We start from the raw sequence: 13519 nt of genomic DNA, 5'->3' as shown, positions 1-13519 counted from the left end.
TTCAGGCCGGGAAGATTCGCTGTTTGAAGGTTCGACCGATGGCGTGCACGCCAGGTTGGTATTGCTTCTGTTCAACGGCGGCGAGGGCCAGTTTTAGCGCGGTTTCAGCGATCAGGCCGTGTTGCTGGGCCATGGCGTTGACCGGCAGCGGCAGGAAGTCGAGCAGCTGGTTGTCACCGAAGGTGCCCAGTTGCAGGCGGCGCGAGTCGGCCGGGCGCGCTTGCAGTACGTCGAACACGCCTTGCAGCAGTACGTAGGAAGTGGTTACCAAGGCATCGGGCAGGCGGCCGAGGTCTTCGAGCAGCTGGTTCATCAGGCGCTGGCCGCACTCGCGGCTGAAGGCTTCGCCTTGCAGGCGGCTGACGTTACCGCCGAAGCCTTCCAGGGCCTGGTCGAAACCACCGACGCGGGCCTGGCTGACGCTCAGCTCCGGGCGCGCACCGATCAGGGCGATGTGCGCAGGCTGGGTGGCCAACAGGCTGCGGGTCAGTTGCTGGCTGGCGTTGCGGTCGTCGCTGACGATCGAGCAGAAGTGCGCGGGGTCGAGGCTGCGGTCGATGGCGATGATCGGCATGCCCTTGGCTTGCAGTTCGCGGTAGCTGTCGTCTTCTGGCGGCAGGCAACTGGCGACGAACAGGGCGTCGCAACGGCGGGCGCGAAACAGCTGCTGCAGCTGGCGCTCGCTGTCGGGCTGGTCGTCGCTGCTGGCGATCAGCAGTTGGTAACCCTGGGCCCGGGCGCGTTGTTCCAGTTGCTTGGCGATGCGCGCGTAGCTGGGGTTTTCCAGGTCGGGGAGGATGAAGCCGAGGGTACGCGTGTGCCGGCTGCGCAAACCTGCAGCCTGGGGGTTGGGGGTAAAGCCATGGGCTTCGACCACCGCCTGCACCCGCTCGACAGTGCTTTTGCTGATGCGTTGCTGTTCGGCCTTGCCATTGATGACGTAGCTGGCGGTGGTGACGGACACACCGGCCAGACGCGCGATATCGCTGAGTTTCACCGCATTTTCCTTGTTATTACCGAGACTGGCTGCAAAGCCTGACCGGGTATTGTCGCCGATCCTGGAAGGATGGCGCAGACGACCATTGTCGCAATTGTCCTACAACATGGGCAATGTTGTTCACAGTTGGAGCGCAGTACCTGTAGGAGCGGGCTTGCCCCGCGATGAGGCCAGTACAGCTCACACATCATTACGACCGCTTCGCATTCGATCGCAGGGCAAGCCCGCTCCTACAGCAATACGACAAGCAGGGCTTCATTCATCCCACATTATCGAGTAACGTGCTCGTGAATCTAGATTAAACGTTTCAGCAGGCGATTTACTGCCGATCCCTTTGCCTGGACAGGGCCATTGCAACTGGCCCTTAGCTGAACAATTCACAACAATACCTCAGCACCGCCCTGGTGCTGCAAAGGAGAAGGTCATGCTCGAGCTCACCGTGGAGCAGATATCCATGGGCCAGTCGGCTGTGGATAAGTCGGCGGCGCTGCACCTGTTGGCTGAGCGCCTGGTCAGCGACGGCCTGGTTGCCGAAGGCTATCTGGCCGGCCTGCAAGCCCGTGAAGCGCAAGGCTCGACCTTCCTCGGCCAAGGTATTGCCATCCCCCACGGCACCCCCGCAACCCGCGAGCTGGTGCATGCCACCGGCGTGCGCCTGCTGCAGTTCCCCGAAGGGGTCGACTGGGGCGATGGCCAGATCGTCTACCTGGCCATTGGCATCGCCGCCCGCTCCGATGAGCACCTGCGCCTGCTGCAACTGCTGACCCGCGCCCTGGGCGAGACCGATCTGGCCGAAGCCCTGCGCCGTGCCAGCTCTGCTGAGGCATTGCTGAAGTTGCTGCAAGGCGCGCCGCAAGAGCTGGCGCTGGATGCGCAGATGATCGGCCTGGGCGTGCCCGCCGAAGATTTTGACGAGCTGGTATGGCGCGCCGCACGCCTGCTGACCCGCGCGCAGTGTGTCGGCGGCGGCTTTGCCGGGGTGTTGCAGCAGCTCGACCCGCTGCCGCTGGGCGAGGGGCTGTGGTGGCTGCACAGCGAGCAGGCGGTGCGCCAGCCGGGCCTGGCCTTCGTCACCCCGCAGCAACCGCTGCGCCACAATGGCCAGCCGGTGCAGGGCCTGTTCTGCCTGGCCAGCCTTGGCGCTGCGCATCAGGCCTTGCTTGAGCGCCTGTGCACGCTGTTGATCGAAGGCCGCGGCCAGGAGCTGTGCCGCGCCACCAACAGCCGCACCGTGCTGGAAGTGCTGGGCGGCGAGCTGCCTGCCGACTGGCCCAGCGCGCGTATCGGCCTGGCCAATGCTCACGGCCTGCATGCGCGGCCGGCCAAGGAGCTGGCGCAACTGGCGAAAAACTTCGATGGCGAGATTCGCCTGCGCCTGGTCGACAGCGGCCGGCCGGCGGTGTCGGCCAAGAGCCTGAGCAAGCTGCTGAGCCTCGGCGCCCGGCGTGGGCAGATGCTGGAAATCATCGCCGAACCCGCCATTGCCGGCGATGCCTTGCCGGCGTTGCTGGCCGCGATTGAAGCGGGCCTGGGCGAAGAGGTGGAGGCGCTGGCGCCCGTCGTCGAGGCGGTCATCGACGTGCTGGCCGAGCCAGAGCTTGTGCCACCGGCAGCGGGCGCGCTGATCCACGGCGTTGCCGCCGCGCCGGGCATTGCCAGCGGCCCGGCGCATATCCAGGTATTGCGCGAGTTCGACTACCCGATGCGCGGTGAGTCGCTGCCCATCGAGCGGCAACGCCTGCAGCAAGCGTTGGCCAATGTGAACCACGAAATCGAAGCGCTGACCCAGCGCAGCCCGGCCAAGGCTATCCGCGAGATTTTCGTCACCCACCAGGAGATGCTCGCCGACCCGGACCTCAGCGACGAAGTCGACCAGCGCCTGAGCCAGGGCGAAAGCGCCGCCGCTGCGTGGATGGCGGTCATCGATGCCGCCGCGCGCCAGCAGGAGTCCTTGCACGATGCGCTGCTTGCCGAACGTGCCGCCGACCTGCGCGATATCGGCCGACGGGTATTGGCCCAACTGTGTGGCGAAGCCGACGTGCCGGCGCCGCAGCAACCCTATGTGTTGGTGATGGAAGAGGTCGGCCCCTCCGATGTGGCGCGCCTCGACCCACAACGGGTAGCCGGGATTCTGACCGCTCGGGGCGGCGCCACCGCCCACAGCGCCATCGTCGCTCGTGCCCTGGGCATCCCCGCTGTGGTGGGGGCGGGCGACGCCGTGCTGCTGATTGCCCCGGGCACGCCGCTGCTGCTCGACGGCCAGCGCGGGCGCCTGACCGTCGCCCCCGCTGCTGACCAACTCGAACGGGCCCTGGCTGAACGCGACTGCCGCGAGCAACGCCTGCAGGCCGCCAAGGCCCGGCGCCTGGAGCCTGCAATCACCCGCGACGGCCATGCCATCGAGGTGTTCGCCAATATCGGCGAAAGCGCCGGGATCGAAGCGGTGGTTGATCAGGGCGCCGAAGGCGTTGGCCTGCTGCGCACCGAACTGATCTTCATGGCCCACCCGCAAGCCCCCGACGAAGCCGTGCAAGAGGCCGAGTACCGCCGCGTGCTCGATGGCCTTGCTGGCCGGCCGCTGGTGGTGCGCACCCTCGATGTCGGCGGCGACAAACCCTTGCCTTACTGGCCGATCGCCAAGGAAGAAAACCCCTTCCTCGGCGTGCGCGGCATTCGCTTGACCCTGCAACGCCCGCAGGTAATGGAAAGCCAGCTGCGCGCCTTGCTCCGCGCTGCTGGCGACCGGCCGCTGCGGATCATGTTCCCGATGGTCGGCCAGCTCGAAGAGTGGCGCCAGGCGCGGGCCATGGTCGAGCGCCTGCGCGAGGAAATCAGCGTCAGCGACCTGCAACTGGGGATCATGATCGAGGTGCCATCGGCCGCCTTGCTGGCGCCGGTGCTGGCCCAGGAAGTGGACTTTTTCAGCGTCGGCACCAACGACCTGACCCAGTACACCCTGGCCATCGACCGCGGCCACCCGAGCCTTTCGGCGCAAGCCGACGGCCTGCACCCGGCGGTGCTGCAACTGATCGACATTACCGTGCGCGCCGCCCATGCCCATGGCAAGTGGGTCGGCGTGTGCGGCGAGCTGGCGGCCGATCCGCAGGCGGTGGCGCTGCTGCTCGGCCTTGGCGTCGATGAGCTGAGCGTTGCTGCGCGCAGCATCGCCGAGGTGAAAGCCGAAGTACGTGAACTGAACTTTGAACATGCCCAAAAGCTTGCGCGCCAAGCCTTGCTGCAGGGCAGTGCCGGCGCAGTGCGGGCACTGCTGGAGACCCGTTGATGGCCAAGATACTGACCCTGACCCTGAACCCGGCGCTGGACCTTACTGTCCGCCTCGACAGCCTGCTGGCCGGCCAGGTCAACCGCAGCCAGGCGCAGCACAGCCATGCCGCCGGCAAGGGCCTGAACGTTGCCCAGGTACTGGCTGATCTTGGCCATAGCGTGACGGTGGGCGGCTTTCTCGGTCGCGACAACCTGGAGCCGTTCGAGGCCCTGATCGGCCGCCGTGGCTTTGCCGATTGCTTCGTGCGGGTAGCCGGCGAGACCCGCTGCAACATCAAGCTGGTCGAAGCCTGCGGCCAGGTCACCGATATCAACGGCCCCGGCCCGCAGGTCGATGAGCAGGCGCGTCTGGAACTGCTGACCCGCCTGGAGCAGATCGCCCCCGGTCACGCTGCGGTGGTGGTCGCCGGCAGCCTGCCGCAGGGCATCAGCCCGCAGTGGTTGCAGATGCTCCTGGCCCGGCTCAAGGCCATGGGCCTGAAAGTGGCTCTGGACACTAGCGGTGAAGCCTTGCGGGCCGGGCTTGCCTGCGGGCCGTGGCTGGTCAAGCCGAACACCGATGAGCTGAGCGAAGTGCTTGGCACTGCGGTGCATGATGTTGCCCAGCAGCAACAAGCTGCATCCCGGTTGATCGGCCAGGGTGTCGAACATGTGGTGGTGTCCCAGGGCGAGCAGGGCGTCAACTGGTTCCGCCAGGGCAGCGTCCTCAGCGCCGTGCCGCCCAAGGTCACGGTAGCCAGTACCGTCGGCGCCGGCGATTCGCTGCTGGCGGGCATGGTCCATGGCCTGCTGAGCGCCGACACGCCGGCGCAAACCCTGCGCCGGGCCACGGCGATTGCCGCCCAGGCGGTGACCCAGATCGGTTTCGGCATCAACGACCGGGCGCAACTGGCGCAACTGGAAAGCCAGGTGCAGCTGACAGAAGCACAACAAGAGGCTTGCAGATGAACATTGCCATCGTCACCGCCTGCCCCAATGGCCAGGTCTCCAGTGTGCTCAGTGCGCGCCTGCTGGAAGCGGCCGCGCTGCGCCAGGGCTGGAGCACCAGCGTTGAAGTGCACGACCCGCAGCAACCCGAGCGGCAGTTATCGGCGGCGGCGATCGCTGCCGCCGACTGGGTGCTGGTGGTCAACACCGGCCCGCTGGAGCTGCGCCGTTTCGCCGGCAAGCGCCTGTACCAGAGCACCCCGGCGCAAGCCCTGGCGGATGTCGAAAACTTTCTCCGTGAAGCGGCCGAAAAGGCTGTGGTTTATCAGCCCGAAGCCGAGCCGGTTGCAGCGCCGGTAGAGCGCAGCGCGAAGATTGTCGCGGTCACTGCCTGCCCGACTGGCGTCGCCCATACCTTCATGGCCGCCGAGGCCTTGCAGCAGGCGGCGCAGCAGCTGGGCTACCAGCTCAGCGTCGAGACCCAGGGCTCGGTGGGGGCGCGTAACCCCTTGTCGGCAGCGGCCATTGCCGACGCCGACGTGGTGCTGCTGGCCGCCGATATCGAGGTGCCCACCGCGCGCTTTGCCGGCAAGCGCATCTACCGCTGCGGCACCGGGGTTGCCCTCAAGCAGGCCCAGGCGACACTGAAAAAAGCCCTGGCCGAAGCCCGCGAAGAAGCTGCCGCGCAAGGTGCAAACGCAGCGCCTGCGCGCAGCGAAAAAACCGGGGTGTACAAGCACCTGCTCACCGGCGTGTCGTTCATGCTGCCGATGGTGGTGGCCGGCGGTTTGCTGATCGCGCTGTCGTTTGTGTTCGGTATCGAGGCTTACAAAGAGCCCGGCACCCTGCCTGCAGCATTGATGCAAATCGGCGGTGACGCGGCGTTCAAACTGATGGTGCCGCTGCTGGCCGGTTACATCGCTTATTCGATTGCCGACCGCCCAGGGCTGGCGCCGGGGATGATTGGTGGCTTGCTCGCCAGTACCTTAGGCGCGGGTTTTATCGGCGGTATCGTCGCAGGCTTTCTCGCCGGTTACAGCGCCAAGGCCATCAGCCGCTGGGCGCGCCTGCCCAGCAGCCTTGAGGCGCTCAAGCCGATCCTGATCATCCCGCTGCTGGCCAGCCTGTTCACTGGCCTGGTGATGATTTACGTGGTCGGCAAGCCGGTGGCCGGCATGCTCGAAGGCCTGACCCATTTTCTCGACAGCATGGGCACCACCAACGCGATTCTGCTCGGCGTGCTGCTCGGCGGGATGATGTGCGTCGACCTCGGCGGGCCGATCAACAAGGCGGCCTATGCGTTCTCTGTCGGGCTGCTGGCGTCGCAGAGTTATGCACCGATGGCCGCGACCATGGCCGCCGGCATGGTGCCGCCGATTGGCCTGGGCATCGCCAGCTTCATCGCCCGGCGCAAATTCGCCCAGAGCGAGCGCGAAGCTGGCAAGGCGGCGCTGGTGCTGGGCCTGTGTTTTATTTCCGAGGGGGCGATTCCGTTTGCCGCCAAAGACCCGCTGCGGGTGATCCCGGCCAGCGTCGTCGGCGGTGCGCTGACCGGCGCCTTGTCGATGTACTTCGGCTGCAAGCTGATGGCGCCCCATGGCGGCCTGTTCGTCATGCTGATCCCCAATGCGATCAACCATGCCGTGTTGTACTTGCTGGCGATCGTCGCCGGCAGCCTGCTGACGGCAGTGGTGTATGCCGTGCTCAAGCGTGGTGAAGGGGTGGAGCTGACTGTGCAGCCGGCCAAGGCCTGATCAGTTGCGCGGGCGCGGGTACTTCTTGCGCAGGGGGACCAGCAGGTCGCTCAGGCCGTTGTGATCGACCTCGTGCATCAGCGCCAGCAGGGCCCCCAGTTCGCCCTTGGGAAAGCCCTGGCGGGCGAACCAGTTGAGGTAGTGACCAGGCAGATCGGCAATCAGCCGGCCCTGGTACTTGCCGTAGGGCATTTCGCGGGTGACCAGCAGGACGAGGGCTTCCGGGTTCATGGCAAGGCTGTTCTTTGAAGAGGTGGGCCAACATACATGCAATCTGCATGAAGGCCAAAGGACAGTTCATGCAGAACGCGTGCAAGTGATAAGTTCATTTAATTTCAAGGTATTGAAAGTTAACGATATTTTTTATGTTCGCCGGCTGGCACGAACCCTGCTCCGTTCTATTGCACTTCCCTCATGCAAAGGAGCAACGTCATGACTACCCCCAACAAAGAAGTGGTCTCGGTTCTCAACGAACTGATCGAGTTCAGCAAGGATGGCGAAAAGGGTTTCAAAACCTCTGCCGAGGATGTGAAAAATCCGCAGCTCAAAAGCTACTTCATCCAGCGTGCCGGTGAGTGCGGTAGCGCCGCCGCCGAACTGCAACAGCAAGTGCGCAGCCTCGGTGGCGACCCGGAAACCTCGACCAGCGTCAGCGGTGACCTGCACCGTGGTTGGGTCAACCTGAAGTCGATGCTCACCGGCAAGGATGAAGAAGCGGTGCTCAACGAAGTCGAGCGCGGCGAGGACCACGCCCTGAAAGCCTACAAGGACGCCCTGGAAAAACTGGCTCGCCTCAACACCCTGCCAAGCAGCGAGGTGTACGCCCTGGTTGAACGCCAGTACCACGGTGTGCAGCGCAATCATGACCAGGTCAAGGCCCTGCGCAACCAGGCTCGCGCCAGCTCTTAACGCGCAGCCTCGACCCGGTTGCGGCCGTTGCCCTTGGCACGGTAAAGCGCCTCGTCGGCATCGCCCAGCAAGGTCGCAAGATCTTGCTGGGCGCCTGGCGTGTGGCAACCGATGCCGATACTGACGGTCACCGGCGCCGTGTCAGCGCCAAACGGTGGCAATGCCTCGACGGCTGCGCGAATGCGTTCGGCCAGCAGCAGTGCCCCCGGCAGTTCAGTCTCCGGCAACACCACCAGAAATTCCTCACCCCCATAGCGTGCGGCCAGGTCGGCCGGGCGGCGAATGCTGCTGGCAATCGCTGCGGCCACCTGGCGCAAGGCGGCATCGCCACCCGGGTGGCCATGGCGATCGTTGAAGGCCTTGAAGTGATCGACATCGACCATCAGCACCGCCAGCGGCCGGGCATTGCGCAGGCTTCGCGCCCATTCCTGGCGCAGCACCTGGTCCAGGCGCCGGCGGTTGGCAAGGCCGGTCAGGCTGTCGGTGGCGGCCAGCGCCGCCAGGCCTTGTTCGGCGCTCTGCCGGCGGCGCAATTCGCGACCCAATAGCAGGGTCAGCCAGAGAATGCCGATGCACAGCACGCCGGTGGCGACGCTGACCAGCACGGCGGTGCGCCGCCACGACTCGAAGACTTCGTCGGCGGAGTGGGCGACGATGACGATCAGCGGCAAGTCGCCAACCCGGGCGAAGGTAAACAGCCGTTCTTTGCCGGTGCGGGTGGAAACCCCGGCAAAGGTGCCGCTGACATCGGCGCGCATGCGCTGGAAGTTCGGCCGGTCGCTGTAGTTCTGGCCGATTTTCGGCTCGTCCGGGCTGCCCGGCTGGCGTACCAGCAGGGCGCCGTCGGTGTTCATCAGGTTGATGCTGCTGTCGGTGCCGATGTCCAGGCGCTGGAACAGCGTGCTGAAGTACGACAGGCGCAAGGCCCCGGCAGCCACGCCGAGAAACTCGCCGTGGGGCCCGGAGATGCGCCGGCTGAAGCTGATGCACCAGTCCAGGTCGCCCAGCCGCGCCTTGAACGGCTGGCCGATGACCAGGCCCAGGTCGGGGTTGTCGCGATGCTGCTGGAAGTCCTTGCTGTCGGCGAAATTGGCCTGGCGCGGGATGGCGCTGGTGGAGTCTGCAACCACGTCGCCCTTGGCATCGAGCCAGAGGATATCGCCACGTACCGGTGCGGTAACGGCCTGGTTGAAGAGAATCTGCTGGCGCAGCTCGACCGGCACGGCGAGCAGTTCCGGGCGCTGCACGGCCCAGATCAGGCCTTGCAGGGAAAGGTCATAGAGTTCGACATTGCGCACGATGTCGCTTTCGATCAGCTGCACTATGTTGCTGGCCGAGCGTGCGGCAGCCTGTTCGACGCTGCTGCGTTCGCGCATCAACAGGAAGGTGACGATGGCGACGATGGCGAGCACCGCGAGGCAACTGCCCAGGTTGAGGATCAGCTCCGGATGAGACTTGTACAGGGCGGATCGCTGGGATCGGGTGGGCAACGTCATGGTCACTGATGCCGAAGACCGTCTGGAAAGTGCGGTATTACTGCGCGGCGGCCGTATTCTAGGGGCGCGGGGATTGTCGGACAAGGATTTAATGGTGACATTCTGACGAATGTGGGAGCGGGCTTGCCCCGCGATTGCAACGGGTCAGACCCATCGCATCGCGAGTCAAGCTCGCGCCTACAGGTTCGATCAGAAAATGTTCAGCGGGTAGTCAACGATCACCCGGTACTCGTCGACATCGTTGTCGATGTGCGAGTAGCCCTGGGTGCCTCGGTGCGAGGCCCAGCGCAGCAGTACCGAGAGGTCCTTGAGCTGGCCTTGCTGGAACACGTACTGCAGGTCGACGTCACGTTCCCAGTGCTGGGCGTTCTCGCCGTCGGCGTTGTACCAGTGGCCGTAGCCGACGCTGTTGGGGTCGACCTTGCTCATGTCCAGCTCACCGCGCGAGTAGGACACAATCGAGGTCAGGCCGGGGATGCCAGCACCGGCGAAGTCGTAGGCGTACTTGAGCTTCCACGAGCGCTCGTTGGGGCCGTTGAAGTCCGAGTAGATCTGCGAGTTGTCGAGAAAGACGCTGTCGCCCTGGTTGATGTAGTCGAACGGGGTGTTGCCGTTGACCCGCTGGTACACCGCGGTGAGGCTGTTGTAGCCGACGTTGACGGTGAAATGCAGGCTGTAGGTGTTGTTGTCGATGTGCCCGAGCAGCGCCTGGCCGGTGTCCTGGGTGTGGTAGAAATGCAGGCCGGGGTTGAGGCTGACCAGCTCGTTGAGCTGCCAGGTGTAGTCCAGATCGAAGTAGTACTGGTTCCAGATGTCCTTGAGCTCGGCGGCATACAGGCTCGAGGTCAGGTTCGGTACGCCGCTCCAGGCCACCCCGGCCCAGTTCAGGTGGCGGCTGTCGCGCTCGTCCTGCAACTTGCCGTAGAAGGTGTCGATGCGCCGATGGCCGCTCTGGTTGTAGGGCTTGGTGAAGCTGGCCTGGCCGGCTTCGAGCATCACCCCGTCAAAGCTGTTGTTGGTGACGCTGACGCCACGGAAGGTCTGCGGCAGCATGCGCGACTCACCGCCGGCGATCACCGGGTTGGTGAGGAACAGGTCGCCGGCCTTGAGCTCGGTGTCGAAGGCTTTCATCTTCAGCGCAGCGCCGGCAGTGGAGAACGAATCGTGGGCCTTGCCCGGTTCGCCATCGCCCTTGGTGTTGATCGGCAAAATACTCGAGCCGGAGGTACCGCCACCGCCGTCGAGTTTCAGCCCGAGCATGGCGTGGGCATCGAGGCCGAAACCGACCGTGCCCGGGGTGTAGCCCGATTCGAATTTGCCGAGAAAACCCTGGCCCCATTCGCGGTTGTCACGCACGCCTGGCAGCAGCTGGTTGCGGTTCAGGTAGTAGTTGCGAGCGTGCACATTGAGGCTCGACCCTTCGATGAAGCCTTCGGCTTTTTCCTCGTCGGCCTGGGCGCTGCAGGGCATCGTTGCAGCCAATGCAACGAACAGTGGGGTGAAGCGTAAAGCAGTGTTCACCGGTGTGGACTCCTTGGGGTGAATGTACGGCAGTTTTTATTGTGTGAAAGACGGTCTTGTTATGAACAAACGAGCCAGCGCGCTGGCATTTTTCGACACACGAAAAAAAGCCGCTGATCGGCAGCGGCTTTGAAAGACAACCGCACAGGCGCTCAAGTCACCTGTACGGCCATCGAGGGAGTCGAAGGAGTGGAGCGTGGCGCTATCAGCTATCGGAAGCGTCACTCGCTTGAGCCTTGGAAGCGGTCTGTTCCAGGCCTTTGGCCTGCTCGGAACGTTGCGCGGCGAAGGCTTCCTGAACGACGGCGGCGCGCTCGGCATTACGGGCAACAAAGGCCGGGGATTCTTCAGCCATGGCCAGTGGCGACAGCAACAGGGACGACAGGACGAATACGCTGGCAACACCCATACTGTTGGACATTTGCAACAACCTTCTTGCTTGGCAAGTGTGGATTAGGTTTGACTAAATTAGTCGGAAATGGGTGATAGAAACAGTTACTTTTAGGATAAGCACTGTTGCGTCAAAGGTAATAGTCATCGCGGGTCAAGCCCGCTCCCACAATGGATCTGTGTACACCGGACCCGCGATGAGGCCCTCAAGCCGGCAACAGGATCCCGAAGGTATTGGCCCCCGCCTGGCTGCGCACGAACACGCTGCCGCCATGCATCAGCGCAATCGCCTTGACGATCGCCAGCCCCAGCCCGTGGTTGCCGGCGCCGCTGTTGCTGCGCGCCGCATCCACCCGGTAGAAGCGCTCGAACAGCATCGCCAGGTGTTCCTCGCCAATTGCCGGCCCCGGGTTGCTCACGGCGATGCTTACCTGGCCGTGCTGCTCCTCGATTCGCACCTGGATCACCTGCTCGGGCAAGGTGTGCTGCACCGCGTTGTTCAGCAGGTTGATCAGCGCCCGGCGCAACTGGGCCTTTTCGATGCGCGCCTGGGCATCGCCGCTGACCTGCACGCTGATGCGCGCGTCCTCGAGGATGTAGTCCAGGTAGTCGAGAGTGGTCGCCACTTCTTCGGCCAGCGAGGTGCTGGTCAGCGCCGTGGCCTTGCTGCCCTGGTCGGCGCTGGCGAGGAAGAGCATGTCGTTGATGATGCTGCGCAGGCGCTCGAGTTCTTCAAGGTTCGATTGCAGCACCTCGAAGTAGTGCTCGGCGCTGCGCCCACGGGTCAGGGCGACCTGAGTCTGGCCGATCAGGTTGGTCAGCGGCGAGCGCAGTTCATGGGCGACGTCGGCGTTGAAGGCTTCCAGGCGGCTGTAAGCCTGGTCGACGCGCTCCAGGGTCGAGTTGAAGGCGCTGGCGAACTGCGCCAGCTCCGGGGCGAGGTCGGCCAGTTGCAGGCGCCCGCTCAGGCGCGGTGGCGCCAGCTTTTGAGCTTCGGCCGAGAGTGCCAGCAACGGCCGCAAGCCATAGCGCGCCACCCAGTAACCGAGCAACGAGGCCAGCACCACGCCCAGCACCGACAGGCTGATGATCGCCACCAGCAAGGTGTGCTGGGTGTGCCAGAAAGTCTCGGTGTCGATGCCGATCAAAAAGCGCAGGGCCGGGCGCTTGCCCATGGCCGGCAGTTCGCTGACCAGTACCTTGTAAGGGTAGGGGCTGGCGGCCAGGTGCAGGTCGCGCATGCCCAGCCGGCCCTGGGCAAAGGTGCGGATGCTGGCGTCTGGCTGGCCATACTCGAACGGGCTACCGTCGCTGACCACCCAGAAGCGGATGCGCCGGTCTTCTTCGCTGAGCAAATTGAGCTTGTTGGTGATCTTCTGCCAGTGCTCGCGGGTGTCGTAGCGGGTCAGCGACGACTCCAGCACGCTGAAGCGCGCTTCAAGCTCGGCGGTGGGCAGCAGGTCGAGGCTGCGGTCGACCTGCTTGTACAGCGCGGTACCGATCACCAGGAACACACCCAGTGCCACCAGGGTGAACAGCGCGCTCAGGCGCAGGGCGATGGAGTTAGTCGGCACGGTTTTCCAGAACATAGCCCATGCCTCGGATGGTGTGCAGCAGTTTGGTTTCGAAAGGCCCGTCGAGCTTGGCGCGCAGGCGCTTGATCGCTACCTCGACGACGTTGGCGTCGCTGTCGAAATTGATATCCCAGACCAGCTCGGCAATCGCCGTTTTCGACAGAATTTCGCCATGCCGGCGGGCCAGCACGCTGAGCAGCGAGAACTCCTTGGCGGTCAGCTCCAGGCGCTGCCCGGCGCGGCTGGCCTTGCGGCTGATCAGGTCGACCCAGAGGTCGGCGACCTGGATCTGCACCGGCTCATGGCCGCCGCCACGGCGGGTCAGGGCTTGCAGGCGGGCGACCAGTTCGAGGAACGAGAACGGCTTGCCGAGGTAGTCGTCGGCGCCTTCGCGCAGGCCGTGGATGCGGTCTTCGACCCGCTCGCGGGCGGTGAGCATGATCACCGGCGTCTGCTTGCGCGCTCGCAGGGCGCGCAGCACACCGTAGCCGTCCAGGCCCGGGAGCATCACATCGAGGACGATCACCGCATAGTCGCCTTCCAGGGCCATGTGCAGGCCATCGATACCGTCGCGCGCCAGGTCCACGGTAAAGCCTTGCTCGCTGAGGCCGCGGTGCAGGTAGTCGGCGGTCTTTTGTTCGTCTTCGATAATCAGCACACGCATGG

11 protein-coding genes are annotated in these 13519 nt (G+C 64.7%); 4 read left to right on the top strand and 7 right to left on the bottom strand.

Annotated elements, in window-relative coordinates; translation table 11 throughout:
* Position 1: 1 nt before the first annotated feature.
* Positions 2–997 carry a catabolite repressor/activator gene (gene cra / locus LOY54_RS23070; protein WP_258608054.1) on the bottom strand — a complete coding sequence of 332 codons (996 nt, stop codon included), beginning with the start codon at positions 995–997 and terminating at the stop codon, positions 2–4.
* A 424-nt stretch (positions 998–1421) separates the two neighbouring features.
* Here cra and ptsP point away from each other — a divergent pair, with 424 nt between their 5' ends.
* The 3 genes from ptsP to LOY54_RS23055 are packed head-to-tail and all read left to right on the top strand — an operon-like array spanning position 1422 to position 6963.
* A complete protein-coding gene (gene ptsP / locus LOY54_RS23065; protein WP_258608053.1) occupies positions 1422–4280 on the top strand; it encodes a phosphoenolpyruvate--protein phosphotransferase in 2859 nt (952 codons plus the stop codon).
* Positions 4280–5230 (top strand): 1-phosphofructokinase, encoded by a 951-nt coding sequence (pfkB, locus tag LOY54_RS23060; RefSeq protein WP_258608052.1) that lies wholly within the window; start codon positions 4280–4282, stop codon positions 5228–5230. Before ptsP ends, pfkB begins: the two co-directional genes overlap by 1 nt.
* Entirely contained in the window at positions 5227–6963 is a 1737-nt protein-coding gene (locus LOY54_RS23055; protein ID WP_213603270.1) for a PTS fructose-like transporter subunit IIB, read from the top strand. Before pfkB ends, LOY54_RS23055 begins: the two co-directional genes overlap by 4 nt.
* On the opposite strand, the gene LOY54_RS23050 is transcribed toward LOY54_RS23055, so the two are convergent.
* On the bottom strand, positions 6964–7194 hold the full coding sequence (locus LOY54_RS23050) for a DUF3820 family protein (protein ID WP_045197143.1): 231 nt from the start codon (positions 7192–7194) through the stop codon (positions 6964–6966). It lies immediately after the preceding gene.
* 201 nt (positions 7195–7395) lie between these two features.
* Here LOY54_RS23050 and LOY54_RS23045 point away from each other — a divergent pair, with 201 nt between their 5' ends.
* A complete protein-coding gene (locus LOY54_RS23045) occupies positions 7396–7872 on the top strand; it encodes a PA2169 family four-helix-bundle protein (RefSeq protein WP_045197145.1) in 477 nt (158 codons plus the stop codon).
* On the opposite strand, the gene LOY54_RS23040 is transcribed toward LOY54_RS23045, so the two are convergent.
* The 5 genes from LOY54_RS23040 to LOY54_RS23020 all read right to left on the bottom strand — a co-directional run bounded on the left by LOY54_RS23040 (position 7869) and on the right by LOY54_RS23020 (position 13517).
* The gene (locus LOY54_RS23040) at positions 7869–9362 is read right to left on the bottom strand and encodes a diguanylate cyclase (RefSeq protein ID WP_093387284.1); all 1494 of its coding nucleotides are present in this window, start codon (positions 9360–9362) and stop codon (positions 7869–7871) included. The two genes, LOY54_RS23045 and LOY54_RS23040, sit on opposite strands and share 4 nt — an antisense overlap.
* A gap of 195 nt (positions 9363–9557) precedes the next feature.
* The gene (locus LOY54_RS23035; RefSeq protein WP_156160193.1) at positions 9558–10889 is read right to left on the bottom strand and encodes an OprD family porin; all 1332 of its coding nucleotides are present in this window, start codon (positions 10887–10889) and stop codon (positions 9558–9560) included.
* A gap of 205 nt (positions 10890–11094) precedes the next feature.
* Positions 11095–11310: a hypothetical protein gene (locus LOY54_RS23030; RefSeq protein ID WP_258608050.1), complete on the bottom strand. Its 216-nt coding sequence runs from the start codon at positions 11308–11310 to the stop codon at positions 11095–11097.
* 175 nt (positions 11311–11485) lie between these two features.
* Entirely contained in the window at positions 11486–12868 is a 1383-nt protein-coding gene (locus tag LOY54_RS23025; protein ID WP_045197148.1) for a heavy metal sensor histidine kinase, read from the bottom strand.
* Positions 12843–13517: a heavy metal response regulator transcription factor gene (locus LOY54_RS23020; protein ID WP_045197149.1), complete on the bottom strand. Its 675-nt coding sequence runs from the start codon at positions 13515–13517 to the stop codon at positions 12843–12845. Before LOY54_RS23020 ends, LOY54_RS23025 begins: the two co-directional genes overlap by 26 nt.
* Positions 13518–13519: the final 2 nt, after the last annotated feature.

This window comes from Pseudomonas sp. B21-032, from assembly GCF_024748965.1.
Classification (GTDB): Bacteria; Pseudomonadota; Gammaproteobacteria; order Pseudomonadales; family Pseudomonadaceae; genus Aquipseudomonas.
This window is presented reverse-complemented; position numbering and strand designations above follow the sequence as displayed.

What these genes read in the sequence shown, in the direction of transcription:
- pfkB (WP_258608052.1), top strand. Translation starts at nt 4,280, where the DNA reads ATGGCCAAGATACTGACCCTGACCCTGAACCCGGCGCTGGACCTTACT.
- LOY54_RS23025 (WP_045197148.1), bottom strand. Translation starts at nt 12,868, where the DNA reads ATGTTCTGGAAAACCGTGCCGACTAACTCCATCGCCCTGCGCCTGAGC.
- LOY54_RS23030 (WP_258608050.1), bottom strand. Translation starts at nt 11,310, where the DNA reads ATGTCCAACAGTATGGGTGTTGCCAGCGTATTCGTCCTGTCGTCCCTG.
- LOY54_RS23055 (WP_213603270.1), top strand. Translation starts at nt 5,227, where the DNA reads ATGAACATTGCCATCGTCACCGCCTGCCCCAATGGCCAGGTCTCCAGT.
- LOY54_RS23020 (WP_045197149.1), bottom strand. Translation starts at nt 13,517, where the DNA reads ATGCGTGTGCTGATTATCGAAGACGAACAAAAGACCGCCGACTACCTG.
- LOY54_RS23045 (WP_045197145.1), top strand. Translation starts at nt 7,396, where the DNA reads ATGACTACCCCCAACAAAGAAGTGGTCTCGGTTCTCAACGAACTGATC.
- LOY54_RS23050 (WP_045197143.1), bottom strand. Translation starts at nt 7,194, where the DNA reads ATGAACCCGGAAGCCCTCGTCCTGCTGGTCACCCGCGAAATGCCCTAC.
- ptsP (WP_258608053.1), top strand. Translation starts at nt 1,422, where the DNA reads ATGCTCGAGCTCACCGTGGAGCAGATATCCATGGGCCAGTCGGCTGTG.